Origin of the sequence: Fusibacter sp. A1 (assembly GCF_004125825.1) — a bacterium.
Taxonomy (GTDB): domain Bacteria; phylum Bacillota; class Clostridia; order Peptostreptococcales; family Acidaminobacteraceae; genus QQWI01.
The window spans coordinates 273,582-299,512 of sequence record NZ_QQWI01000004.1 but is presented as its reverse complement, the minus strand read 5'-3'; the positions used below and the strand labels follow the sequence as shown (position 1 = coordinate 299,512).

Below are 25,931 nucleotides of genomic sequence, written 5' to 3'. Positions count from 1 at the left end.
TTTTTATAGCAGGAGGTTGAGTGAATTGCCCTCATGCTGTTGCTGCAATTTTTGAATGCTTAACTTATACTGCTGGTTGATGTTCTGCTGGCTAAGTCGTGAAAACTCTTTTGCGACATCCGCATCCCTCAACCTGGAGTTGGCGGCTGTGGTGTTCACTCGCGCGATCTCGTTGCTACGTATCGTACTTTCAAGGGCATTGGTCTGAGCACCGATCTGTCCTCTGTTTTCGCTGACTCTGCTGATCGCCTGGTCGAGTGTTGAAATATCAAAGCTGCCTGTGACATCGAAATTTTCGATACCAAGTTCTGCTAGCGTCGATCCTGCGACGCCGACAGTCGCACCGGAACCATCCGGTTGAGTGCCTGTCGCTATGTCTCTAAAGGAACCGTCGAGTAGCTGCTTGGTGTTAAACTGAGTATTTCTCGCCTGATCGGTGATGCCTTCTTTGATCTGGTCGATTTCAGTTTGTATGATCTTACGCTCGTCGCTTGTTAAGATTCCATTTGATGCCTGAACCGCAAGTTCCCTCATTCGGTTCAGTGAATCGCTGATTCCGCCAAGTGCTCCTTCTGCGGTATTAAGGGCATCTGCGCTCTGCCTGGCGTTTCTTACGCCTTGGTCAAGGCCACTCTCTTGAGACGTCAACTTTTGACTAATTGCAAGGCCTGCCGCATCATCCTTGGCGCTATTGATTCTTAATCCGCTTGCGATTCTAGCGGTAGTGCCATCGATTTTCATAAAATCCCCACCTCATCTATGGTAAAAAAACTATTATAAGCCTGTTAAATTTATACCCCTGATTTGATTCGTTAAACCTAGTAGCGTGGGAAGCTGTTTTTATGATAAACTTTAAACATGAAAAGGGAGGATTTATCATGAACACTTACATAGAATCAACTAAGGAAAATCTTTATGAGACACTATCAAGCCTGCTTAAGTTCAGGAGCGTGCTTGACTCGTCAGATAGTGAGAATCATCCATACGGAGCGGCGAATACAAAAGCGCTCGAATATATGCTTGAGCTTGGAAAAGAAGCGGGATTTGAAGTAAAGAACATGGACAATCAGGTCGGCTACATACAGCTTGGAGACCAAGAGGACTATGTCGGCGTGCTTTGCCATTTGGATGTGGTGCCCGAAGGCAACGACTGGACGTTCGAGCCCTTCGGCGGAACCATTGAGGAAACAAGAATCATCGGACGCGGGGCGCTTGACGATAAGGGACCTGCGGCGGCAAGTTTTTTTGCACTAAAGGCGATCAAGGAGTCCGGTGAAAAGCTAGATAGGAGCATCAGACTGATCTTCGGACTCAATGAAGAGACAGGGTCGAAATGCGTGAAGCACTATCTGACAAAAGAAAAGCCACCGGTCACCGGTTTCACTCCAGATGCTGATTTTCCTGTGATCTATGCGGAAAAAGGAATCACGACCTTCAATCTGAAAAAGACATTCGCAGAGGCCATCGACGATGGCGGTATCAGAGTTGTCAGCATAAATGGCGGAACGGCAGTGAACATGGTTCCTGACTATGCGGAGGCCTTTATCGAAGAGACCATGGATATCACAGACATGGTCACAAGCTTCAACAAGGATTTTGAGTGCAATGTGACGATCGACCGGTCTAAAGAGCTTACAAGGCTCAGTGTCAAAGGCGTTTCTGCACATGCATCGACCCCAGAGGCTGGAACCAATGCCATATCCCTTCTGATGAGCTGTCTTGATGTGCTTGACCTTCAAATTGGAGACGCTTCGAGCTTTGTAAGAGCCTATGTCAGAAGAATCAACATGCTCACGGGCGGCGAGGGTATAGGCATGGGAATGGAAGATGACATTTCTGGCGCGCTGACCTTCAATGTAGGCACAGTCCTCATGAACGAGGCTGGGGGAAGCTTAAGCGTCAATGTAAGGTATCCTGTGACAAAGTCGCTTGAGGACGTATACAATAGTGCATTTAAGAATATCATCGAACTGGAGAGATTCACCTACGATGTGGTAAGCTCTGTGGACCCTATCGTGCATGACAAAGACGGTGAACTGATCAAAACCCTGATGGATGTGTATAAGATACACACAGGCGATGAGAAGGCGCAGCCGATCTGCATCGGCGGAGGAACCTACGCGAGAAGCATGCCCAACATCGTCGCATACGGCCCTTTGTTCCCGGGCGCGCACGATACGATGCACCAGGCGGATGAGTACATCGTGAAGGACGATCTTGTGAGGATGACAAAGATCTATGCGGATGCGATTTATCGATTGGCAAAATAGAAGAGAGAAAATATAAGAATGAATTAAAAAAAGTTGGACAGGTGTCCAACTTTTTTATTTAGTTCTTCTTGTAAGATTCTTTTCAATTTCAACTCACCTCTACGTCATCTGAAATGCAAGCTGACTGGCCGGTGGGGCGGAATAAACAAAATGCGTTTATTCTTATTCGAATTTATCATAGTAGATGAAGGCTTCTTCCATTCCTATCTCGACCAAGGCCTCTGCCGCTGAATCGATCATTTTGGGGCTACCGCACATGTAGGCTTCTTTGTTTGCTCCGTTTTCAAGATACTTCTTAATCAGATCAGGCACTCTGACCTTGTCGCCTTCCCATTGGTCTTCGTCGGTGGCTCTTGTGAGGGAATAGATGAATTTGAAGTTAGGCATGTCCTTTTCAAATTCCGCGATCTTATCCATCATATAAAGCTCCTGTTTGTTCCTGGCACTGAAGAAGAAGGTGCATTTTCTGTGGATCTTGTTTTCGTGCATATGTCTCAGAATAGACATGATCGGAGCCATGCCTGTTCCTATGGCCACCATGACCATCTCCCTCTCGCTTTCCCTATAATAGAAATCACCAAAGGGACCGACAACGGTCAACTTTTGACCCTCTTTTAAAAGCGTGTGCACATAGGTCGTGCATATACCCTCAGGTATGAGACCGATAAAGAGTTCGATCGTATGCTTCTGGCTTGGAGGCGAGGCAAGGGAATATGCCCTATAGACCTCTTCATCGTTGCCCTTATAGGTCGGGGTCAGTATCTGAATGTACTGGCCGGGCTTGAAGTCGATTTCTTTTCCGGCAGGCAGATCAAGAACCAAGTGTTTGATTGTTGAATTGACTAGGTTGTTCTGTTTTACCGTATAGTCATACTGCTTCACATTGAAGAGTTCTTCGGGTATCTCAATGGAGATGTCTTCTTTGACTTTACACTGACAGCTTAGTCTAACTCCACCGTCCTGATCTTCTTTTGTCAGATAACCAAGCTCTGTAGGCAGGACTTCTCCGCCTCCTTCAAGCACCTTGACCTTGCAGTAGCCGCAGCTTCCCTTGCCGCCACATGCGGAGGGAATGAAAATTTCGTTCTCGATCAGCGAGCTGAGCAGTGTGTCACCGCCGTCGACGATCAGTTCCTTTTCGTTGTTGATCAGCATCTTCTTGTCGCCGTAGTTGGCAATGGTCCTGTTCGCAATGGAAAGCAGGAGAGCGAGGGTTCCAGAAATTGCCGATATGGAGATAACGGTTGTTAGAATGTCATTCATCTCGTAACCTCCTATTGAATTTGCACAATGCCACTAAAGCCGATAAAGGCCAGTGCCATCAGGCCGGTTATGATTAGCGTGATTCCAGGACCCTCAAGGCCTTTAGGAATAGGATTGTTTTTAATCTTCTGTCTGATACCCGCCATAGTGACAATGGCAAGCGTCCAGCCAAGACCCGATCCTACGCCGAATGCGAGTGACTGCATCAGGTTGTAGTCTCTGATGATCATGAACAGCGATACGCCAAGGATCGCGCAGTTTACAGTGATCAGCGGTAAAAAGATACCTAACGCATGATAAAGCGTAGGGAAGTATCTGTCGATGATCATTTCCACCAGCTGGGTGAAGGCGGCGATGACGATGATGAACACGATGTATCTCAAGTACTCGATACCGAGCGGTACGAGTATATAGTGATAGACCATGTAGTTTAAGAGCGTGGTGAAGGTCAGAACAAAAGTCACTGCCTGTCCAAGGCTAAGCGAGGTCTTGATCTCACTGGATACTGCGATAAAGGAGCACATTCCAAGGAAATTGGACATGATCATGTTGTTTGTGAAGATCGCTGCGAAGAAGATGATTAGAGGATTGATTTCTAGCATTATTTTGCACCACCTTTCGCGTCGGTCGCTTCAACGTCAGGGAAGACGTTCTTGCTGATCCAGATTACGATTCCAAGCATGAAAAATGCTCCAGGAGGCATGATCATGAGTGTCCAGTTGACCCACGCATCGCCGAGTATGTTGATTCCAAAGAGTGAACCGAAACCTAGAAGTTCTCTGACAGTCGCGATTGCAAGCAGAACGGCCGCATAGCCGCCACCCATGGCCAGACCGTCTACAAACGAGATAATCGGAGTGTTGTTTTGCGCAAAGGATTCCGCACGGCCCATGATGATGCAGTTTGTAATGATGAGACCGACATAAGGTCCAAGCGCTTTGCTCATTTCTGGCATGTAGGCCTTGAGTATGATGTCTACGATAATCACGTAGGCGGCGATGATAAGTGTCTGTACCATCATTCTTATATGTTTTGGAGTGAACTGTCTTATCAGCGATACGGTAAGTGATGAGAAGGCGGTTACGAACATAAGGCCTATTCCCATAATCAGCGAGTTCATCATCAGGTTGGTTACAGCGAGTGCCGAACAGATACCCAAGATTTGTCTGAAGACGGGATTGTCCTTGATGAGTCCCATATGAATCACTTTCTGTGCTTTAGAAGCCATTATAAATCACCCCCGTAGTTTGTGATGAAATCGATGATGTCCGTGTTGATGATCACCCGAACCGACTCGGAAGTAAGCGTCGCACCCGTTATGGCGTCGACATTTCCTTCAGGGGCGGGTCTAAATACGGCGGAGTCGGAATCTTTAGAAATGGCGATTCCCCTAAATTGGTCCTTGAACCAGTCCTCGTCGACCCTGCCACCTAAGCCCGGTGTTTCAGAATGGCTCACGAAGCTGATTCCAAGAATCGCATCTAAGTCGTTTGATACTGCCGCGTATCCTGTCATGGATCCCCAAAGACCGGGGCCGCTGATGACAAAGGCGTATCCCAACTGTGTTCCGTCCTTACTGGCATAGAAGACCTGCTGGTCCACGACTGATTTTTCCTCGATATAAAGATCATATGCGGCTTCAGTGGCTTCGGGCGTCGGGTCGTGTGTCAAACCGAACACATATAGGATGTTCTCTTTTACTTTTAGCGCTTCTTGCTTAGCGATAATCTCTTTTGTAGCCTCATTGATGACCGCAAGCGCGCTTACAAAAATCACGGTGATCAGGATCATGAAGAAAACAGGGTAAAGGATTTGCTTTTTCTTTTTAGCCATGGACTCACCCTCTTTCCTTTTTTCTCTTTTTAAGGTATTTGACCGTCTCATCCAATATCGGTGCGAAGGTGTTGCCGATTAAGATGGCGAACATGACTCCGCCTGCGAAAAGGGCGAACCCCCTTATGACGACTGTCACAAGCCCTATGATGGCTCCGTAGATGAACTTGGCCTCTTTTGTCTTTGGTGAGGATATCGGATCTGTCGCCATAAAGACCGCCGCGAAGAGGATTCCTCCGGAAAGTAGTCCGAATAGCGGGTTAGGAACCGCCTCGGCGCCTAATAGGTAAAACGCGCTATTGAAAATCAAAAAGCTTAGCAGCGTCGAAAGCATGGTTTCCCATGAGGCTGTTTTTGTTTTAAGGAGGTAAAGCCCTGCAAGTAATATAAGTACAGCGCTTGTTTCACCAAGCGATCCGGAGATATTGCCTATGAAAAGTTTTGAAAGATCGGCCATTTCACCTGTCGCCCTAAAAATCAACATGGGTGTCGCAGAAGCGAGGTCGTCGATCGGTGTGCCCATGAATTTTGTGAATCCTCCAGCAATGTCTGTGAATGGTGCTGTCCACTGGCCGGTTAAAAACGCGGGAAAACTGACATAGACAAAGGCCCTACCCACAAGAGCCGGATTGAACACGTTACGTCCAAATCCACCGAAAACCTCTTTGCCGAATACGATGCCAAAGATCATCCCGACAGCGACGATCCAAAGCGGCGTTCTGACCGGTAGGGTAAGCGTGTATAGGATTGCTGTCACATAGACCGCTTCCGATACGGGTTTGTTCTTTTTCTTTTCGAAGATCCATTCGGTCAGTACGCCGACGGCAGAAGCAAGCGCCATCATTACAATCGAACGCCATCCAAAAAAATAGATGGATGCGATAATGATTGGAACAAGCGCATAGACCACCTTGCGCATCATTGCTTGCTTTAGGAACTTGATGCCTAGTAGTTCGTAAATAATAATCACCCCTTATCTCTCTTATTTGATTATGATGTACAGGAAACGTTTTCATAAGAAGCGTCCCTCTCTGTTGTAATTATACCTTATTATCTAATTGACAAACATTTTCAGTTGATTTTTTTCCTTTTTTTTAACGGTCTGAATTCCCACCCTGAAATAATCTTCTCAACTCATCCTGTCAAAGACTCGAAAGGGGCCAATTAGTTGTTCGGTCAGAGTAAAATCGGGGTATCAACTTAAAGGTTGTCGCATATGCCCCTTGATTTATACTGAATGCTTGATATAGTAATGTGTGAGGGAGTGTTAACAGGAGGAGTGACTATTAATGGATATCTATCAAATGGCAATGAACATGGAACTTGAAGGCAAGGCATTCTACCTTGATTTAAAAGAAAAAGCGACAGACCGCTCGATCCAGACCATCTTCGGACTTCTTGCAGAAGAAGAGCAGAAGCATCATGACCTGATCCGGGCGATGAAACAGAATACCGCACAGCTGCCTACAAGTGAGAAACTAGACCTTGCAGAAGGGTTCTTCAACGAACTTATTGTGAATGCGCTGAGTTTCACAACTCAAACTTCTGTGATTGACGCTTATAAGGAAGCGAAGCACTTGGAAGAAAATTCGATCGCATTTTACAAGCAGGAGATTTTAAAAGCAAAAAAAGCGATTGACAAGGCGGTTCTACTTAAAATCTATTACGAGGAAAAGAAGCACAAGTTACTGCTTGAAAATTTGATTGAGTTCTTGTCTGAATCGGAAATACAGATCGATTCGGCTGAATTTGATAGATTAGAGAGTAAGGATTACTTATAAAACAGGAAGGTGACAGTTGAAACATGAGTGAAATACATAGTTTGTTCGCACTTGCATTAAGGCAGGGAGAGTTTGTAGAGGCGGTTTTTTCAAACGTACGCAAAAAGTCGCTGGCGACCTACAAGAAGCTGCTTGTTCGACCGGTGGATATCAAGGGGAACTATCTGATTCAACTCGAGTATCACTACGACAAGAAGGTGATGCACGAAAATCTAGAACCAGGCGAGGCTGCCATAGTGCTTGAAGGCCTCATGGAAGGCTATTTCAAACAAGCGATGGTCCATACGGTGAACGCCGACTTCCACATGCTTTCGAATAAGAAGGCGGTTGTAAAGATACTGGAAAAGAAACCTACGAAATCTTTGGTGAGCTACGCGCACAATCAAAAAAAACAGTATGTGCTTGAAGAGGACGTAGCCCATGATTTTTTAGTGGAACTCGGAATCATGTCTGAAGAAGGCCAGGTGTTCAAAAAGAAATACAACAAGTTCAAACAGATCAACAGGTATCTTGAAATACTCGAAGATGCCATAAAGTCTGTGAAGTTTGACGAAGTTGTCAGGGTGGTCGATTTTGGATGCGGTAAAGCCTACCTGACGTTTGCCATGTACTACTATTTTGTGGTGCTCAAGAATCAGCCGGTAGAAATCATAGGACTGGACCTTAAGGCGGATGTCATCGCACATTTGACTGAAATCAAAGAAAGGCTTGGATATGATTCTCTGATTTTCAAGCAAGGGGATATCAAAAATTTTAACTGGGACAAACAACCCGACATCGTCGTATCTCTTCATGCCTGCGATACCGCAACGGATGAGGCGATCGGCAAGGCGATAGAATGGGATACCAAAGTGATCATGGCTGTTCCTTGCTGCCAACACGAGGCCTATACTCAGATCGCTCAGCCCGAACAGCAGCTGCTGCTTAAGCATGGCATATTGAAAGAGCGTTTCGCTGCGATGACAACAGATGCCCTGCGTGCGAATCTAATGGAGATCATGGGTTATCAGACCGTCGTGATGGAATTCATCGATATGGAGCATACGCCTAAGAACCTGATGATCCGCGGTATCAACTCGGGTGTCAAAAAACCGGAAATGCTTGATGAGTTCAAGAAGTTTACCGGGTACTGGTCCTTGAGACCTCATCTGGAAAGACTCTTGTCGAAACAATTGAAAGAAATGTTGATGGATAAGGAATAATAAAATATAAAAATTCGTTCATAATTTCACAAAATACGGCGATGAAGGCGAAGTTACAATTTTTGTGGAATCTTTAGTAAAAAAGTTGAAAAACATGAGTAGAACAATGTTACCCTTTGTGCATGGCTATTTTAGTGGACTCAGGATGGCAAAATGTTTTTTTTGTGTATTTTTGATACGTAAATTTTGCAAAACCAAGGAGGTGAAAACGTTTTCTTTTATGAGATTCATTCGCAAGACACAAGTTTTTATAAGGCGTTGACATACTTGTATATTGTATACTATACTTAATATGAGTTTACAAAGTATACACGTATGCTTCCCAATTAGTTTTGTGAGTGACACACGTTATATTTTCACATTGAAAACCAATATTATGGTAGGAGGAACGTATCCATGAGTAACAAAAAAGTTATGAAAACTATGGATGGTAATACGGCTGCTGCATATGTATCGTATGCGTTTACTGACGTAGCTGCAATTTATCCAATAACACCTTCTTCTAACATGGCTGAATTCGTTGATGAATGGGCAGCTAATGGTAAGAAGAACATCTTCGGACAAGAAGTTTTAGTTTCTGAACTGCAATCTGAAGGTGGCGCAGCTGGTGCTGTTCACGGTTCGCTTCAAGCTGGTGCTTTAACAACTACTTTCACAGCTTCACAAGGTTTGTTGTTAATGATTCCAAACATGTACAAAATTGCTGGTGAGTTATTACCTGGTGTATTCCACGTATCTGCTCGTGCACTTGCTTCACATGCACTTTCAATCTTTGGTGACCACTCAGACGTAATGTCGGCAAGACAAACTGGTTTTGCTCTTTTAGCTTCTAGTTCAGTTCAAGAAGTTATGGACCTTGGCGGTATCGCTCACCTTGCGGCTATCAAAACAAGAGTTCCTTTCATGCACTTCTTCGACGGTTTCAGAACTTCACACGAAGTTCAAAAAATCGAAACAATCGACTACTCAGTATTCAACGAGATGGTTGATCACGAAGCGATCAAAAGGTTCAAAAACAATTCATTGAATCCTGAGCGTCCTGTTACAAGAGGTACAGCTCAAAACCCTGATATCTTCTTCCAAGCGAGAGAAGCATCAAACACTTACTACAACAACGTACCTGCAGTAGTAGCTGATTACATGAAACAAATCAGCGAAGTGACAGGTAGAGACTATAAGCCATTCAACTACTACGGCGCACCAGATGCTGAGCGTGTTATCATCGCGATGGGTTCTGTATGTGAGACAATCGAAGAAACAATCGATTACCTGGTAGCTAAAGGCGAAAAAGTTGGTCTTGTCAAAGTTAGACTTTACAGACCATTCGCTACAGAATACATGATGGAAGTTCTTCCAAAAACAGCTAAGAAAATCGCTGTTCTTGACAGAACAAAAGAGCCGGGTTCAATCGGTGAGCCTTTATACCTTGACATCAGAACAGCCTTCTACGGCAGCGAAGACGCTCCAACAATCGTTGGCGGTCGTTACGGTCTTGGTTCAAAAGACACGACTCCATCACAAATCAAAGCTGTTTACGACATGCTTGGCACTGAGCCAAAAAACAACTTCACAATCGGTATTAACGATGACGTTACTCACCTTTCTCTTGAAGTTAAAGAAAAAATCGTTACTGAGCCAGCTGGCACGGTAAGATGTAAATTCTGGGGTCTTGGTTCTGACGGTACTGTCGGTGCGAACAAATCTGCTATCAAAATCATCGGTGATGAAACAGATATGTACGCTCAAGGTTACTTCTCGTATGACTCTAAAAAATCTGGTGGTATCACTGTATCTCACTTAAGATTCGGTAAACAACCAATCAGATCGACTTACCTGATTGATGAAGCTGACTACATCGCATGTCACAACCAATCATACGTATTCCAATATGATCTTGTAAAAGGTCTTAAAAAGGGTGGTACTTTCGTACTTAACACACTTTGGAATAAAGAAGAGTTGGAAGCTAACTTGCCAGCGTCTCTTAAAAACTACATCGCTAAGAACGAGATCAAATTCTACACAGTAAACGCTACTGCGATTGCTGAGGAAATCGGTCTTGGTAACAGAATCAACATGGTAATGCAATCTGCATTCTTCAAACTTGCTAAAGTTATCGAGCTTGACGAAGCGGTTAAATTCCTTAAAGGCGCAATCGTTAAATCATACGGCCTTAAAGGTGAAAAAATTGTTAACATGAACTATGCAGCAGTTGATAAAGGTATTGAGTCAATTGTTGAGATCGAAGTTCCAGCTGCTTGGGCTAGTGCATCTGATTTTGCAGAAGCTAAGAAAGAAGAGCCAGATTTCATCACAAACATCCTTAGACCGATCTCTGAGCAAAAAGGTGACGATTTACCGGTTTCTACATTCAAAGATATCGAAGACGGTACTTTCGAAAACGGTTCTGCCGCATTCGAAAAACGTGCTATCGCTGTAAACGTACCGGAATGGATCGCTTCAAACTGTATCCAATGTAACCAATGTTCATATGTATGTCCACATGCTGCGATCAGACCTTTCCTACTTGACGAGTCTGAAGAAGCTGCTAAACCAGAAGGCTTTGAAACACTTAAGGCTATGGGTAAAGGTTTTGACAACGTAACGTACAAAATCCAAGTTTCATCTATGGACTGTACTGGTTGCGGTAACTGTGCCGATATCTGTCCTTCTAAGAACAAAGCATTAGTGATGAAACCGATCGAGTCTCAATTGACTCAAGAAGTTCCTAACTGGGAATATGCAATGAAACTTACAATCAAAGACGATATGATGGATAAGGGCACTGTAAAAGGCAGCCAATTCGCTCAACCTTTATTCGAGTTCTCTGGAGCTTGCGCAGGTTGTGGTGAGACTCCATACATGAAACTGATCACTCAACTTTTCGGTGACAGAATGATGATCGCTAACGCTACAGGTTGTTCTTCAATCTGGGGTGGTTCTGCTCCATCAACTCCTTACACTAAAAATGCTGAGGGCAAAGGTCCAGCTTGGGCTAACTCATTATTTGAGGATAACGCTGAGTACGGTCTTGGTATGCAGCTTGGTGTTGAAAAAGTAAGAACTAGACTTGCTGACTTCATGAAAGAAATCGTAACTCTAGATATTGAAAAAGCTCCGTTTGAAGCATGGCTTGAAGGTTCTGCTGACGCTGCGGCCTCTAAAGCTGCAACATACCAGATCCTACCAATGCTTGGTAAAGATCTTGGTGATGCGAGAGCTAACGAATTACTAGCAGAAATCGAAAGCTTAAAAGACTACCTAATCAAGAAATCTGTATGGATTATCGGTGGTGACGGCTGGGCTTACGATATCGGTTACGGCGGTCTTGATCACGTTCTTGCTTCAGGCCAAAACGTGAACGTATTCGTATTCGATACTGAAGTTTACTCAAACACTGGCGGTCAGGCTTCTAAATCTACTCCAGTTGCAGCTACAGCTCAATTCGCTGCTGCAGGTATGAGAATCAAGAAGAAAGACCTTGGCCTCATGATGACGACTTACGGTTACATCTATGTAGCTCAAGTTTCAATGGGTGCTGATAAGAACCAAACTATCAAAGCGATCAAAGAAGCTGAAAGCTATGATGGTCCATCACTAATCATCGCATACGCTCCATGTATCGCACACGGTATCAAAGAGGGTATGGGAAGAACTCAGAACCAAATGAAAGAAGCTGTTGAGGCTGGTTACTGGCATACTTGGAGATTTGACCCACGTGTTGCAGAACAGGGCAAAAATCCATTTACTCTAGATTCTAAAGAACCGACTAAGAGCTTTAGAGACTTCTTATTATCAGAAGTTCGTTACACTAAACTTCAAAAAGCATTCCCAGAAGTTGCAGAAGAACTATTTGCAGTTGCTGAGAAGCAAGCTAAAGAGCGTCTAGCTAGCTATGTTAGATTCTCAAAAATGGAGTACTAATCCATAAAAAGAAAGCCATCTCGAAAGAGATGGCTTTTTTATCGCTTGAAGACGTTTCAAATCATTGTTTAACCATATGGATTTTGGGCATCAGTAGAAAAAGGGGTGTGATATGATGAGTGAAGCAAATCCAACACTACATGAAGTGCTAGTCGCAAAGTTTGACAACGATACAGTCGCAGAAATGTTAATTGAAATACTTAACGACAACGACATTCCTGTACATACGGTATATAAGGGGCTTGGAGAAGCCAGTCTTATTTATCTGGGAATGAATCAAACCGGTGTCGAACTTTATGTCGGTGAAGACAACGTTGAAAAGGCAAAAGAAATAGTCATGCAGTTTACTAATGAATAAGTCGCCAAGTGGCGACTTATTTTTTATGCAAGATCGTCGATGATATTGTTGGCCCATTTGTCGGAAAACAACCGGTAGAATCCGAGGACGGCTTTTGTCACTTCTTCTAAAGAGACGAGCGCGACACAGATGTAGATGGGGAGCCCCCAAACAGCGGTCGACAGAAAGGCCATAGGAACTCCGATCAAGTAGACGCTTGAAATCTCCATGACGAGCGAATAGGTCGTATCTCCTCCACCTCTAAGCGTACCGATGATCTGGAGCGCGTTGCAGATTTTTAAAGTCATGAAAAATCCTATGACATACATGATGTTGACGGCGTTGTCACGCACCAGGTCCGAAACGTTGTATAGCTTTACAAAGAGTGGTCCGGTGAGCATGAGAAGACCGCCGAGTGCGATACCGCTCATGACGGCGAGCATATTGAAATAGCGTGAATACTTGATAGCCTCTTCCCTTTTGTTATCGCCAAGAAGATTGCCTATCATCACGGCAGCGGAGCTTCCGATGCCGAATGCGAGTACGAAAAAGATCCTATCCACAGTCTGCGCGATCTGAACGGCCGCATATGCCTCGGTGCCTGACCTGGCGTAAGCGGCGACATACAATGAAACTCCAATCGACCAGAAAAATTCATTTAAAATGACAGGGAAAGACTTTTTGAGTATTTTTGCTGCAAAGACCCTGCCAAAATCGAAGTAATCGCGTATCTTCGCACGTAGGGGATGATCGCTTGTGAAAATCCGTCCGATGATAATGCTGAACTCGACAAGTCTTGCGATCACAGTCGCAATGGCCGCTCCGACTACTCCAAGCGCCGGGAAGCCCAGCAGACCGAAGATCAGCACCAGATTCAGTATGGAATTTGTTATAAGAGAAGCGACGCTTGCGACCATGGGAAGCTTGGCATCGCCCACCGACCTGGAGGAGATGGCAAAGCTGAAACTGACCGCTGTGAAGAGGTAACTCCAGCCGACGATACGCATATAGGACGCGCCGAGTGAGATCACACCGACGTCTTTAGAAAACAAGCCAAGTACCTGACTCGGGAAAGCGATGGCCAGCACCGAAAACACGACGGCCCCGATAAGGCTGATTGTCAGCGCGACGCCCAGGGTCTTGTGTATGCTGTGTAAATCCCTTTTACCCCAGAACTGTGCGACAAACATCGCTCCTCCGCTGTTTGTTCCAAAGAGCAGAAGAACGAAAATGAAGAACAACTGATTGCCTAGTCCGACAGCGCTGATGCTGCGCTCGCCAAGCTGTCCGATCATGACCACATCGAGTAGGTTGAGGGATGAGGAAATCACGTTCTGAACCACAACGGGAACTCCTATCGTCAGCAGGGTGCTAATGAATACTTTATCTTTAAACATTTGTTTTATCATAGATACCTCCAATCCGCATAAAAAGAGTATAGCATAAGTGATTAAACGTATGAAAGTTAATACTTGCAGGTGTACTATCACAGCATTATTACCGATAACTAGTAATTTGTGCGCACTCTCTGTTATAATAGGAATATATGATTGAAAGAGAGGGATAGATTATGGAGAAAATTGCTATTATAACGGATTCAAGCTGTGATTTGACCAATGAACAGCTAGGCAGTAACAATATTGAAATGCTATCACTGAAGATTATTTATAAAGACCGAGAGTATAGAGATAGAACCGAGATAACTTCCGATGAGATTTACAGGAATCTTGGTATTGAGGTTCCAAAAACCTCGCTACCAGCTCCTGGAGATGTGCAGGAACTTCTTGAGAGGCTAAAGAGTGAAGGATTCACACATGTTCTTGGAGTATTCATTTCTTCGGGGCTTAGTGGAACCTTCAACATGGTCAAGCAGATCACATCTGATTTTAAGGAGATGAAGGTCTCGCTTGTCGATTCAAAGTCCCTGTCGCTCGGCTTAGGATTTGCGGTGCTCGAGGCGGCGAAGTCGGCAAGGGAAGGCATGGAATTCAACGACCTGGTTGAGCATGTGAAATCCTTGCGTCAGAAGATAAACACCTACTACGTGATAAAGACGCTTGAATATCTAAAAAGAGGCGGTAGAATCGGTAAGGTCGAAGGTACCGTTGGTGATCTACTCAACATCAAACCCATCATTTCAGTAAATGAGGAAGGCGTCTACTATACCTATAAAAAGGTAAGGGGCCGAAAAAAATCAATTGTCGAACTGATTGAGATCGTCAAGTCTCACGCGGGTCAATCGATCAAAGTAGGCGTGCTTCATGGCGATGCGGAGGAAGAAGCTTTTAAGATCAAAGAGGTCATCGCCACATTTGACTATGTTAAAGAGGTCGTGCTGGAACAGATCAGCCCGGTACTTACCGTGCACACAGGCCCGGGCCTACTGGGTGTTGTCATTCAGGAGTTGACTTGATGAATATTAAATTGATTATTGCCTATGACGGTACACACTACGCCGGATGGCAACGGCTGAAAGACAAAAAATCTATTCAAGGTAAAATAGAGGAAACGCTGACTCAGCTTCTTGAAGAACCCATCGAGATAATCGGTGCGGGTAGGACGGACGCGGGTGTTCATGCGATGGGACAGGTCGCGAACTTTAAAACAGTCAAGAAGGTAGATCCTAAAAAGCTCAAGACGGACCTCAATCACTATTTGCCTGCCGATATCCGCGTACTGGCTGCTGAAAAAGCGGACCCGAGGTTCCATGCAAGACATAATGCGACAGTAAAGCACTATAGGTACAATATCCAGCAGGATATCGTGCTGCCCTTTGAAAGGGATTACAGTGTTCAAGCCGAGAAGCAGCTCGACCTAGACGCCATGCAAAAAGCAGCCAACATACTGATCGGCAAACACGACTTCACCAGCTTCACCAATGTGAAGATCGGCAAGAAATCACCAGAAAAGACGATTGAAGATATTTTTGTTTCAGAAGAAGAGGGGCAAATCACCATCGATTTCTTTGGAGACGGATTTCTCTACCATATGGTCAGAAAGATTGTAAGCACCCTGCTGGCAGTCGGATACGGAGAACTTTCATTCCTTGAGGTAAGAAGAATACTCGATGCGAAGAACCGTTCAGAAGTTCCGGGACTTGCTCCGGCAAAGGGACTGTTTTTAGTACAGGTCATGTATAACGATGAGGACGATGCGTAAAAGCGCATCGTTTTTTTGTGCTCATTATGCTATGATTAGGTTTAGGGGGAACTATCATGAAGTGGGACTATCAGAGGCTTGAAAAACAACTTGAATACCATCCGCAAAATGCAATTGAAGAAATTCGAAGGCATTATTGCCATGCCTACCATATGGATAGCCACAAGCGGTTTGAACTGCTGTATCTGATAGCGAAAGGCACTTATTTGACCGGCAATTACCAAAGTGCCAAAGCCCTCTCTGATTACGCTCTTTCTAACGCAAGCTTATCTCTACTCGAAGAAACAAAATGGCTGAATCTAAAAGCGGGTGTGCTCAATATCCAAGGATATTTTGTCGAAGCTCATGATCTGTATCAGCAGTCGGTTTATCGTGCGAAGCTGATGAACAGAAATGACCTGCTTTATAAACTATATAACAATCTGGGATACATATCGAACGACCTTCAGGCATACCGTGAAGCCTGCGGTTATTTTGAAAAGGCGATTGAAAATGACGATTATGGCGGAAACGGCCATTTAGGAATGTATTGCCACTATGCTTTCGCTCTTTCCGGAGTAGGCCAACAGGACAAAGCCCTCGAACTGATCGACGAGGTCGTGATGAAAATCGAGCAACAGCTCGGCAAGCGGTGGCTGGGCTTCGCTCTAGAAAGCAAGGGGAGGATACTTGCCTCAGTCGGAAGAGAGCGTGAGGCACTTGCTTGTTTTAGAAGGGCAAAACATCAGTTTTTAAAAACTGATATTAAAAAGGATCTTGCTATGCTCAACAAGCGAATGGCTGAGGTCTACCTGAGACTCGGGGAGACACAGTCCGCTACTGAGTGTTTTGAACATGCGACTGAAGCCTTGATCGAGTTGGATCTGGCACGACTCATCGGCAATAGTTTTTATGAACTGGGTTGTTTATATGAAAAGTCGGGCAACATTGAACAATGTCTTGAAAACCATAGAAAACATGTGGAACTCAGCAGTGAGATCCACCGGCATATCAAGAAGCAGCAGATTGACAGACTCAACGCCAATGTCGAAAGGCATAGGCTCAAAAGTGAAAAGGTGATTGCCAACAGGCAGTCGGCCTTACTTGAAGAGATGAACGTCAATCTGGTGAAGGAAACCAAAGCGCTAAATATCGCCACTCAAAAGCTTGATGAACTTGAGCGGTTTTCGATGGCGCTTGCAAAGACTAGGTCAAAGGACGACATCTACCGCTTGTGTACCACCCACCTTCCAAGGATGATCGGCTATTCAGATTTTTTAGTCGGATTTTTATCGGAGGACAAGCAGCTCATCGATTTCGAGTACATAGAATCAAAAGGTGAAATCCTTAGGAACTTCAAACAGGACCTGACCTTTCCAAGCTATGCCTATCATGCGATCAGCTCGAAGCAGACGGTCAGAATAGGAAGTGATAGCTTTGATTTCAATCAGTCATTTAAGGGAAAGGATAAAGGGGCCGGACCATCACAGTCGATGATGTTTGTTCCGCTTTTGACATGCGAAAACTCCATTGGAGTGATCAGTGTGCAGCACCATCATATCGATTACTACAGCGACTACGACGAGGCCCTGTTCAATCTGTTCGGCCTGGTGGTCGCCGGTGCTTTAAACCTTCACGACAAACAAAAGGAAATCGCCAAACAGCAGGTCATGCACCATCATACCTTAGTCGCCTTAAGGGATAAGAATTTCGAACTGAAAGAAAAATCGAGCATGGACCCATTGACCGGATTGTTCAATAGGACGGGACTTGCAAATGGCATTTCGCAGTGGATGATGAGTACGCCTATGCCATGTGAGATGGTGGTGACCGTGATGGACCTTGATCATTTTAAGCGCTTTAACGACACCCATGGACATGTCAATGGCGATAGGCTGCTGAAATTGCTTGGGAAACTGATTAAGGATAAATTTGTTAAGGACGATTTTTTAGTGACAAGATTTGGCGGGGAAGAGTTTCTTGTGATCGCATCGGCAATTCATGTCAGAGCGATCGGCCAAGCCTGCGTAGAACTCTTAGAAGAAGTTAAGGGACTGACAACCCTTTTGGATCTGAATGACAAGGTGACGATCAGTATCGGCATACATACTGGGATTCTAACAAAGGAAGCTGATTTTTACAATTTGATCAAGGCTGCCGATCAACAACTGTACCGTGCCAAATTACAAGGACGAAATCAAATTTCGACTGCATGAGGAGTGGCGTTATGGGACTAAGCCAACAAGAGATAGGAATACTTAGCAATGAGCTGAATATGGCAATGTCGACGAACCCTATTAAGGCCTATGAGCTGGTGGAGGACCTGTTAGGAAGTGTTGAAGCGCAGGACGACCTCGACTTCTATTTTGAGTTGCTTTTAAAAAAAGCAAACATAGAACTCACATTAAGCCATTACAGCCAGTCGCTAAATTCAATCAATCATCTGATTGCCATGTGTTATGATCATGAAAACTATACCATGCTATGTAAAGCGTTCAATTCAAAAGGTAACGCACTTGCCGAGCTTGGTGTCACGGATAGGGCGCTCAACGCCTATATGAAGACCATGCGACTGGGTGAGGAGCATAAGGTGGAGCTTGTGATGAGTGTCGGTGCCAATAACATCGGTGAACTCTACAACGACCTTGGCGATATCGACAGCGCATACCATTATTACGAGCTTGCCTACAAGCATCTGGATGAAACCACATCCAATCGCAACCTATACCACAGGCTCAAGTCGATCATCCTGATCAACCTAGGTGAAATCGAGGCGATGAGAAAAGCCTATGAAAAGGCGATGGACTACTGCAATCAAGTGTACGAGCTCTCCAATCGGGAGAATGTCGATCTGGAACTCTCGCATGTGAAATACGTGGAGATGATCGTTCACTTCGGTAGAGGTGAGTACGAGTTGATGGATGCCAGGTATAAGGAATCCATCGAGATCTGCCAGCAGTTGGAGGACAACAGGAACTTGATCAGGACCATCATCTACTATTCCAAGCTGAAGGGACAGCTGGGCGCGGACCTGACCGAAATCATCGAAATTCTTGAGTTCGCAAGGAGTCTGTCGTTGAAGGAAGGTAATTTGATTCCACGTATGGAACTGCATGTGGAGCTTGCAAAGGCATATGATCTGATAGGGGATCAAGAAAAGTCCATAGAGTACTTCAAGGCGTATCAGACGCTTGAGAAGGAACATAGCAAGCAGATCAATCTTCAACAGATCAATGCGATGCAGATCAGGTTTGAAATCGAGGAGTCTTTGGAAGAAAGAGCGGTGGTCAAACAGAAGAATGAAGAGCTAAGACTAAAGTCTGATGAGCTTGTGGCAAAAAAGAACCAACTGGAACAAGCGTATACACGCATTCAGCTGATCAGTAAGATCGGTCAGCAGATCACATCCACACTGGACCTTTCAGAGATCATGTTTTCGGTGTTCAACAGTTTGAGATCGCATATGCCTATCGACGCCTTTATCATGGTGATGCTCAACGATGAGGGCACGCATCTTGTGAACCTGACCACTTTTGAAGAAGGTCAACTCGAGTCGGATATTTGCATTTCGATAGAGGATCCCAATAGCCTTTTGGCAAAAGTCTATCGTGAGTCGTCGCTGGTAAGGTCTGGTGATGTCGCTTTAGAAATGCCTGAGTTTAGCGAGAAGATGCTTGTGACAAACGAGATTGCCGTACAATCACTGATTTGTGTGCCGCTACGTTATAATGACAATGTCATAGGTGTGTGTTCTGTGCAGTGTTATGAAAAGGATGGTTATGATGAGGACCAGTTCGATTTGATAAACGCCCTAAGCGCTTATCTTGCCATCGCGATAAACAATGCGAAAAAGTCGAAAAAACTGGAACAGGAAATCACAACGAGGCTTAAGGCCCAAAGGGAGCTCGAGAGGTTAAACGCAGAGCTAAAGAACATTTCTGAGATAGACGGTCTGACAAAGGTGCCTAACAGAAGGCGGTTTGAAGATGTCTTTGAGCAGCTCTTTGAAATCGCGATGATTAAAAAGACAGAAATCCATCTGATGATGATTGATATAGACTACTTTAAAATGTTTAACGACCATTATGGACATTTAAAGGGTGACGAAGTATTGATAGCGGTCGCGCAAAAGCTAAACAAGGCGTTTAGGTTTAGCGGACGTCTGTTTGCCAGATATGGTGGAGAGGAGTTTGTGGCTGTGATGACGGACATCACCTCAGAGGAGGCGTATGTTCTCGCTCAGGAACTGAGGACAGCCATTTCTGAGCTTGGAATCATCAATGAAATGACGACGACAGGTTTTCTGACGATCAGTATCGGACTTGCGACCATCGTACCCAAAGAAAACGACGAACGCAGAATGCTCATCCTTTTTGCAGACGAATGCCTGTATGAAGCGAAGAACAAAGGCAGAAACCGTGTGGAAGTACATAACTATAAGAGTAAAGAGAATGCATAGGCATTCTCTTTATTATAATCTGTTCAGCTATAATCTATTTTTAAACCGCATCTCACCGTTTTCAGTCAGCTCAAACGTCAGGTTAGACTGATAGATTTTCTGGTGAGGGTGTTTTCTCATCTCGTCAAGGAGCGAGATGAATTGCTGGATGAACATTCGGATGGTGATGGAAGAAAAGGCGAGCTTACTTTTTTTCATCTCCATAAGGACCAAATGGCAGGCGTTTTCGAAGGTAGGCATCTCCATCTGAGCGTAGGCGACCTGGTAGATACTCATGATGTTCTCACTGATCAGGTATAAGTCATCGGTTGTCAGAGATGCGATATCAAAGAGTTGCTCCTGATGGTTTTTCATACCTTCTACAAGGCCGAAACGCTGGGCAAGGGGAATATGGCTTGCAACTCCTGTTGAGGGATCCATGTAAAACTCTGGAGTTCCGGCAAGGATGACCCCGAAATTTCCAAGTGCTCCTCCAAATTGCGAATCGATGATTTCTCTTAGGGTCGCATAGGTCGACGTTCTGCTGTCCGCCCTTAAGCTGCGGATCAGGTCCAGCTCGTCGATCATAAGTATGAGTCCCTTATGGCCGAGTAGTGTCACAAGATGTGAGAAAGCCTTGATAAAGTGAAAGGCGTTGTTCTGATCGATTGTCCCGACGATTCCAAAATCGCGTTTTGCAGCTGCGGGAATATTCTTATCACCACGAAGCCAGGCTGCGCATACGTGAGCCTTTTCGGTGTCGTTTACAAGGGATGCCCTGATATAGCCTAAAAAGGCCCTGCTGAAGGAATCGTGATGCCTGTTCATCTCATCGATGACGAATTTGATCTGATGGCTTGCAAGGCTCCGGTCCGGTGAGTGCCTTAAATTATCGATCCAAATGCCGAACATGTCTTCGAATGAGGCCATGTTTGAACCGTCTGTGGCATATAGGTTGTGCATGATTTCATGGTATAGCTCATCCAGGCGGTTTAACTTGAATCCCTGATCGATCGTGATTTGAGAAACGACAAAACCACGTTTGACGGCCTCATACCTAAAGTGACTGAGCGTATGACTTTTACCGCTGCCGTATTCACCTTTTATCAGAAGTGCGTTTGTCTTATTGTTTTCCAGTTCCTCGATAAAAAGTCTCAACCTGTCGGTGATTTTCTTTCTGTCGATCGTACCACTAAGTATGGGTCCTGGAACGACTCCCATTCTAAATGCGTTTAGTAAGACAAGTGCGTCGGTCTGTGTCAAAGCGGTCACCTCCTTCATTACCATTCTAGAGTAATTTTACAATAAAAACAATGTATCAGTTAAGTTGACTATCCGATTAAGGGGAGGTTGCGATGAGCGTAATCGTTATTGGCAGTGGCCCGTCTGGACTGATCTGCGCACTTGAATGCGCCAGAGCCGGTCTTGAAACCACAATTATCGAAAAAAACAAGGTCTTGGGTAAAAAAATACTTGCCTCAGGAGGCGGGATGTGCAATTATACGCACGATGAGGATAAGGATATCCTCATGACCCATTATGGAACAAAAGGAAAACAGCTGAGACATGCCCTAAAAGCATTCGACGCAAGAGATGCGATCGCCTACCTCAGATCACTTGGCGTTGAGCCTTTGATCAGGGAAGATGGCAAGGTTTTTCCTAAAAGTCTGAAAAGCAGCAGTGTCATCGAAGCATTTGCCGGCGCGCTGAAAGAGTTTAAGGTGAAGATCCTCATGGATGAACCGGTGACCGGTGTGGAGGCTGTGGATGGGAAGTGGCTGGTCAGAACACTTAAGGATGAGTATACAGCATCGACGGTTGTTGTGGCGACTGGGGGAGCAAGTTATCCGCTTCTGGGGACCACAGGAGACGCCTATGCCTGGTTCAAGGCGCTTGGCGTAGACATTATGGCCATCAAGCCGGCGCTTACGGGTATCTCATTAAGTGACGCCTTTACCCCTTTATCAGGACTTAGCTTTAAAGGGGTGACACTGACGATCCTGAGAAAGGGCGGGCAGGTCCTGAGGTCTACGGATGACCTGCTTATCACTCATAAGGGGTTTTCAGGCCCGCTTATCTTGAATTCGAGCAGAAGCTTTGAACCGGGCGATGTCCTATCCTTTAATTTTTTGGACATGGATAAGTCCCAGTTCGACCGTTTTCTTATCGATTCGGCGACCCAAAACGGAAAAAGGCAGTTGAAGACGGTACTGGAGACGCTTGACCTACCAAAGGCCTTCATACTGGAACTCCTAAGTCGATCTGGGATTGACCCCACCTTGAAGATGAGCGAGGTATCCAAAAAGAACAGGCAGAGTCTAGGAGCGATCTTTACAGATTATAGAATAAGCGATTTCAAGGCGATCGGATTTAAACAGGCGATGGCAACCTCAGGCGGTGTTTCGCTTGAAGAGGTCTCACTAAAGACCTTTGCGCTGAAAAAGCACAAAAGAATATACGCTGTCGGTGAAGTTGTTGACATAGATGGCGATACAGGTGGGTATAATATACAAGCAGCACTTAGTATGGGATATTCTGCAGCAAAACAGATCGTGAAGGAGGAACTTGAATGAGCGACACGCTGATTGTATTTTATTCTTTAGAAGGAAATTGTAAAGGTATCTCCGAGCACCTTTCCAAAAAGTTCAACTTTGATACGTTGGCGCTTAAGCCTATCCATGATCTGGATCCAAACAGCATGAGCAAGCACATTAAAGGAAGGATTCAAGTCCTTTTAAATCAGCAGGTGGTTCTAGAGCAGTCGGATATCGACCTGTCCAAGTACAAGACCGTCATTATCGGTTCACCGGTTTGGATGGGAACTTTCGCTTCGGCGATTCAGACCTTCTTGGATCTTGCCACTTGGACGGATCAGCAGATCGCCCTGTTTGCGACTTTCGACAAGGACTGCGGACACATCTTTGAGAAATTCGGCGATGCGCTTGAGGGTTTTAAGATCATCGGTCAGGAAGCGTTCGACATTGAGAAGCAAAATGAGGATGAAATCTTCACAAGGGCTGAACTTTGGGTGAGAAGCATGTTTGATTTATAAGTAAAATATTAGGTGTCAGATATTTGGACACTTAATAATTGCTTACGTATTGACAATGAGTATCAATTCGAATAAGATTAGGGTATAAGATATGAGAACGACTATCAGCATCAAATTCTATAGTCATTTACTACTCAACTAGGAGGGATCGTATGCCTTTATCACATACAAAAAAGGGACAGACCGTAGTGCTAAAAGAGATTTCTTGGGGTAAAGAACTCAAAAGAAAATTGAACAATCTCGGCTTAACCGACGGTGTGAAATTAGAAATAGTCAAACATTCCAAACTGGGACCTTGGATCATCGAGGTTAGAGGTGCGCGTCTGGCGCTTGGAAGAGGAATCATCGATAAAATCGAAGTTGAATTAGCATAGTAGACAATTATAAGAAAGTATTGGCTCAAGTCAATACTTTTTAAAAGCTCGACGATGAGAATGGTTTTCATTACAAAAACGTATTATATATGAGGAGTAATAGCATGTCAACGATCAGAGTAGCTCTGGCAGGAAATCCAAACTGCGGAAAAACCACATTATTCAACGCCTATACAGGCGCCAAACACTATGTAGGAAACTGGGCGGGTGTGACAGTTGAAAAAAAATCAGGTGAATACAGATACGGCGACTATACGATAGAGGTCATCGATCTGCCTGGTACCTACAGCTTGTCGCCAAACTCCCTGGAAGAAAAGATCGCACGCGATTTTATCATGAGCGATGCCGTCGATGTCGTAATCAATATCGTTGACGCGTCGGCACTGGAGAGGAACCTTTATTTGACGACCCAGATCATTGAAACAGGCACGCCGATGGTGGTTGCGCTCAACATGATGGATGAGGTTGAAAAAACAGGTGGTACGATAGATATTGATGGTTTAAGCGAGAGGCTCGCAGTGGACTTCGTACCGATTGTAGCTGTAAAGAAGCGCGGACTTGAAGAAGTGATGGAACGTGTCATCGCACTTGCTGAAGGCAAAGTAGCCTACCGTCCGGTGGCGCCGGTCTACTCAAAGAAAGTGGAAGATGCGATTGAAAAGCTTCAGATGCAATTACCTCAGAGAAAAGACGCGCTACGTGTGATCGATGGAGATGAGTCCTTTATTCTGACGCACAATATCAAGATGGACGGACTCCAGAACATCACAGAAGCGGTGACCAAGGAACGATACGATTCTGTTGAAATCATCACAAGAAATCATTTTTTCATAAAAAACAGAAATTTCCATAAGCTTTCGGATGCGGTGGATACGCTGATGTTAAATCCTGTATTCGGGATTCCCATGTTTATCCTGGTGATGCTTGGCGTGTTCAAACTGACCTTTGATTTAGGTAACATCGGACTTGATTACATCGACGTGTTCTTTAGCGACTATCTCAGTGTTTGGGTCAGTGAGGCATTTATCACCATGGGTGTCGCCGAATGGATGAGAGCCCTTGTCGTGGATGGGATCATCGGGGGTGTAGGCGGAGTCCTTACCTTCGTGCCCAATATCGCAATCATGTTCATCGCAATCTCTTTTCTTGAGGATTCTGGCTATATGGCGCGTGTCGCCTTTATCATGGACAAGTACTTAAGAAGAGTCGGACTCAACGGCAAAGCTTTCATTCCAATGATCTTAGGGTTCGGATGTAATGTGCCTGCGATCATGGCGACAAGAACCCTAGATAACGAAAAGGACAGGTTGCTCACGATTCTAATCAATCCCTTCATGTCATGTGGTGCTAGACTTCCTGTATATGTTCTGTTTGCAGGAGCATTCTTCCCAGGCAACGAAACGCTTATCATGGGCTCGTTATACTTTTTAGGAATCGTCATCGCGCTGCTTGCGGCGTTTGTCTTAAGAAAAACAATTCTAAAGGCCGGAGAATCCCATTTTGTAATGGAGATTCCCCCTTACAGGCTTCCAAGTGTGAAATCGCTTTTGATTCACGTATGGGAACGTGTAAAAGGTTATGTATATAAGGCAGGTACCGTCATTTTCGCGGCTTCTGTTATCTTATGGTTTGTGATGAACTTCAACTTTAGTGGAATGGTCGAGATGAATGAGAGCTTCGGCGCCTCCATCGGGGGAGTCATCGGCTACTTCCTTACGCCTCTCGGATTCGGTTCATGGCAGGCCGGTCTTTCTCTTTTGACAGGTCTTGTAGCCAAGGAAGTGGTTGTGTCGAACATGGCGATCGCCTTCGGTTTTGCCGAGGACATAACAGCTGCAGGATTTTACCAGAACATGAGCGGGTTTTTCACACCGATAGCTGCGTATGCCTTCTTGGTATTCGTCCTACTCTACACACCTTGTGTGGCGGTTATCGGAGCGATAAAGAAAGAGACCAACTCTTGGAAGTGGACAGGTTTCTCAGTGGTTTATCAGTTGGCGATAGCTTGGTTTGTAGCCATGCTAGTCTATCAAGTAGGAACATTCATCTGGGGGTAATCAAATGGGAACACTCATCACAATTCTACTGGCGGTAGGAATAGGAATACTTGTCGCCATCAATGTGAAAAACACCATCAAGAACACGAAAAAAGGATCCTGCAGCGGATGCCCGAGCGACTGCTCGAGCGGTAGCTGCAGCACCAAGGTCAATATTGACGACTTATAAGAGTACTATCAGCCATGTGGATTCTAGCCGCATGGCTTTTTTTTTCTGCAATAGTATGATTGCAGAGTATTTAAAGGAGGACTGATTATAAAACCA

General features: G+C 44.9%; 22 protein-coding genes. 14 read left to right on the top strand and 8 right to left on the bottom strand.

The genetic code is table 11. The features are described from left to right. Positions 1 to 3: 3 nt before the first annotated feature. The gene (locus DWB64_RS07190) at positions 4 to 741 is read right to left on the bottom strand and encodes a flagellin (protein WP_129487534.1); all 738 of its coding nucleotides are present in this window, start codon (positions 739 to 741) and stop codon (positions 4 to 6) included. Between the two features lie 137 nt (positions 742 to 878). Between DWB64_RS07190 and pepV the strand changes: the two genes are divergently transcribed. Continuing rightward, positions 879 to 2,270, top strand: a complete 1,392-nt coding sequence (gene pepV / locus DWB64_RS07185; protein WP_164980295.1) for a dipeptidase PepV — start codon at positions 879 to 881, stop codon at positions 2,268 to 2,270. Between the two features lie 162 nt (positions 2,271 to 2,432). Here the strand turns inward: pepV and DWB64_RS07180 are convergent, their stop codons facing one another. Genes DWB64_RS07180 through DWB64_RS07160 form a run of 5 tightly spaced genes read right to left on the bottom strand, consistent with a single transcriptional unit; the run spans position 2,433 to position 6,336 of the window. After that, a complete protein-coding gene (locus tag DWB64_RS07180; RefSeq protein WP_129487532.1) occupies positions 2,433 to 3,533 on the bottom strand; it encodes an NADH:ubiquinone reductase (Na(+)-transporting) subunit F in 1,101 nt (366 codons plus the stop codon). Between the two features lie 11 nt (positions 3,534 to 3,544). After that, the gene (locus DWB64_RS07175; RefSeq protein WP_129487531.1) at positions 3,545 to 4,135 is read right to left on the bottom strand and encodes an NADH:ubiquinone reductase (Na(+)-transporting) subunit E; all 591 of its coding nucleotides are present in this window, start codon (positions 4,133 to 4,135) and stop codon (positions 3,545 to 3,547) included. Next, positions 4,135 to 4,761, bottom strand: coding sequence for an NADH:ubiquinone reductase (Na(+)-transporting) subunit D (locus DWB64_RS07170; RefSeq protein ID WP_129487530.1), 627 nt, complete (start codon positions 4,759 to 4,761; stop codon positions 4,135 to 4,137). Before DWB64_RS07170 ends, DWB64_RS07175 begins: the two co-directional genes overlap by 1 nt. Then, positions 4,761 to 5,366, bottom strand: coding sequence for an FMN-binding protein (locus DWB64_RS07165; RefSeq protein ID WP_164980294.1), 606 nt, complete (start codon positions 5,364 to 5,366; stop codon positions 4,761 to 4,763). The genes DWB64_RS07170 and DWB64_RS07165 overlap by 1 nt, the downstream gene beginning before the upstream one ends. A 4-nt stretch (positions 5,367 to 5,370) precedes the next feature. Further along, complete coding sequence (locus DWB64_RS07160; RefSeq protein ID WP_243118955.1) at positions 5,371 to 6,336, bottom strand: RnfABCDGE type electron transport complex subunit D; 966 nt, start codon at positions 6,334 to 6,336, stop codon at positions 5,371 to 5,373. Positions 6,337 to 6,655: 319 nt separating this feature from the next. Here DWB64_RS07160 and DWB64_RS07155 point away from each other — a divergent pair, with 319 nt between their 5' ends. From DWB64_RS07155 to DWB64_RS07140, 4 genes are all read left to right on the top strand, one after another. Then, on the top strand, positions 6,656 to 7,147 hold the full coding sequence (locus DWB64_RS07155) for a ferritin family protein (RefSeq protein WP_129487528.1): 492 nt from the start codon (positions 6,656 to 6,658) through the stop codon (positions 7,145 to 7,147). A 23-nt stretch (positions 7,148 to 7,170) separates the two neighbouring features. Then, a complete protein-coding gene (locus DWB64_RS07150; RefSeq protein WP_129487527.1) occupies positions 7,171 to 8,349 on the top strand; it encodes an SAM-dependent methyltransferase in 1,179 nt (392 codons plus the stop codon). 396 nt (positions 8,350 to 8,745) lie between these two features. Then, on the top strand, positions 8,746 to 12,270 hold the full coding sequence (gene nifJ, locus DWB64_RS07145) for a pyruvate:ferredoxin (flavodoxin) oxidoreductase (protein WP_129487526.1): 3,525 nt from the start codon (positions 8,746 to 8,748) through the stop codon (positions 12,268 to 12,270). Positions 12,271 to 12,382: 112 nt separating this feature from the next. Then, positions 12,383 to 12,628, top strand: coding sequence for a putative signal transducing protein (locus tag DWB64_RS07140; RefSeq protein WP_129487525.1), 246 nt, complete (start codon positions 12,383 to 12,385; stop codon positions 12,626 to 12,628). Between the two features lie 23 nt (positions 12,629 to 12,651). Here DWB64_RS07140 and DWB64_RS07135 read toward each other — a convergent pair whose 3' ends face one another. Further along, positions 12,652 to 14,016: an MATE family efflux transporter gene (locus DWB64_RS07135; RefSeq protein ID WP_129487524.1), complete on the bottom strand. Its 1,365-nt coding sequence runs from the start codon at positions 14,014 to 14,016 to the stop codon at positions 12,652 to 12,654. A gap of 161 nt (positions 14,017 to 14,177) precedes the next feature. Between DWB64_RS07135 and DWB64_RS07130 the strand changes: the two genes are divergently transcribed. From DWB64_RS07130 to DWB64_RS07115, 4 genes are read left to right on the top strand one after another with little or no spacing between them, the layout of a single operon-like run. Then, positions 14,178 to 15,020: a DegV family protein gene (locus DWB64_RS07130; protein ID WP_129487523.1), complete on the top strand. Its 843-nt coding sequence runs from the start codon at positions 14,178 to 14,180 to the stop codon at positions 15,018 to 15,020. Then, complete coding sequence (gene truA, locus DWB64_RS07125) at positions 15,020 to 15,766, top strand: tRNA pseudouridine(38-40) synthase TruA (protein ID WP_129487522.1); 747 nt, start codon at positions 15,020 to 15,022, stop codon at positions 15,764 to 15,766. Before DWB64_RS07130 ends, truA begins: the two co-directional genes overlap by 1 nt. A gap of 56 nt (positions 15,767 to 15,822) precedes the next feature. After that, positions 15,823 to 17,961: a diguanylate cyclase gene (locus tag DWB64_RS07120; protein ID WP_129487521.1), complete on the top strand. Its 2,139-nt coding sequence runs from the start codon at positions 15,823 to 15,825 to the stop codon at positions 17,959 to 17,961. A gap of 11 nt (positions 17,962 to 17,972) precedes the next feature. Then, positions 17,973 to 20,204 carry a diguanylate cyclase gene (locus DWB64_RS07115; protein ID WP_164980293.1) on the top strand — a complete coding sequence of 744 codons (2,232 nt, stop codon included), beginning with the start codon at positions 17,973 to 17,975 and terminating at the stop codon, positions 20,202 to 20,204. 27 nt (positions 20,205 to 20,231) lie between these two features. On the opposite strand, the gene DWB64_RS07110 is transcribed toward DWB64_RS07115, so the two are convergent. Continuing rightward, positions 20,232 to 21,446: a BREX system ATP-binding domain-containing protein gene (locus tag DWB64_RS07110; RefSeq protein ID WP_164980292.1), complete on the bottom strand. Its 1,215-nt coding sequence runs from the start codon at positions 21,444 to 21,446 to the stop codon at positions 20,232 to 20,234. A 92-nt stretch (positions 21,447 to 21,538) separates the two neighbouring features. Between DWB64_RS07110 and DWB64_RS07105 the strand changes: the two genes are divergently transcribed. The 5 genes from DWB64_RS07105 to DWB64_RS07085 all read left to right on the top strand — a co-directional run bounded on the left by DWB64_RS07105 (position 21,539) and on the right by DWB64_RS07085 (position 25,835). Next, positions 21,539 to 22,756, top strand: coding sequence for an NAD(P)/FAD-dependent oxidoreductase (locus DWB64_RS07105; RefSeq protein ID WP_129487518.1), 1,218 nt, complete (start codon positions 21,539 to 21,541; stop codon positions 22,754 to 22,756). Beyond that, a complete protein-coding gene (locus DWB64_RS07100) occupies positions 22,753 to 23,235 on the top strand; it encodes a flavodoxin (RefSeq protein WP_129487517.1) in 483 nt (160 codons plus the stop codon). The genes DWB64_RS07105 and DWB64_RS07100 overlap by 4 nt, the downstream gene beginning before the upstream one ends. Positions 23,236 to 23,387: 152 nt before the next feature. After that, on the top strand, positions 23,388 to 23,609 hold the full coding sequence (locus DWB64_RS07095) for a FeoA family protein (RefSeq protein WP_129487516.1): 222 nt from the start codon (positions 23,388 to 23,390) through the stop codon (positions 23,607 to 23,609). Between the two features lie 104 nt (positions 23,610 to 23,713). Beyond that, on the top strand, positions 23,714 to 25,666 hold the full coding sequence (gene feoB / locus DWB64_RS07090) for a ferrous iron transport protein B (protein WP_243118954.1): 1,953 nt from the start codon (positions 23,714 to 23,716) through the stop codon (positions 25,664 to 25,666). Positions 25,667 to 25,670: 4 nt separating this feature from the next. Further along, positions 25,671 to 25,835 (top strand): FeoB-associated Cys-rich membrane protein, encoded by a 165-nt coding sequence (locus tag DWB64_RS07085; RefSeq protein WP_129487514.1) that lies wholly within the window; start codon positions 25,671 to 25,673, stop codon positions 25,833 to 25,835. Positions 25,836 to 25,931: the final 96 nt, after the last annotated feature.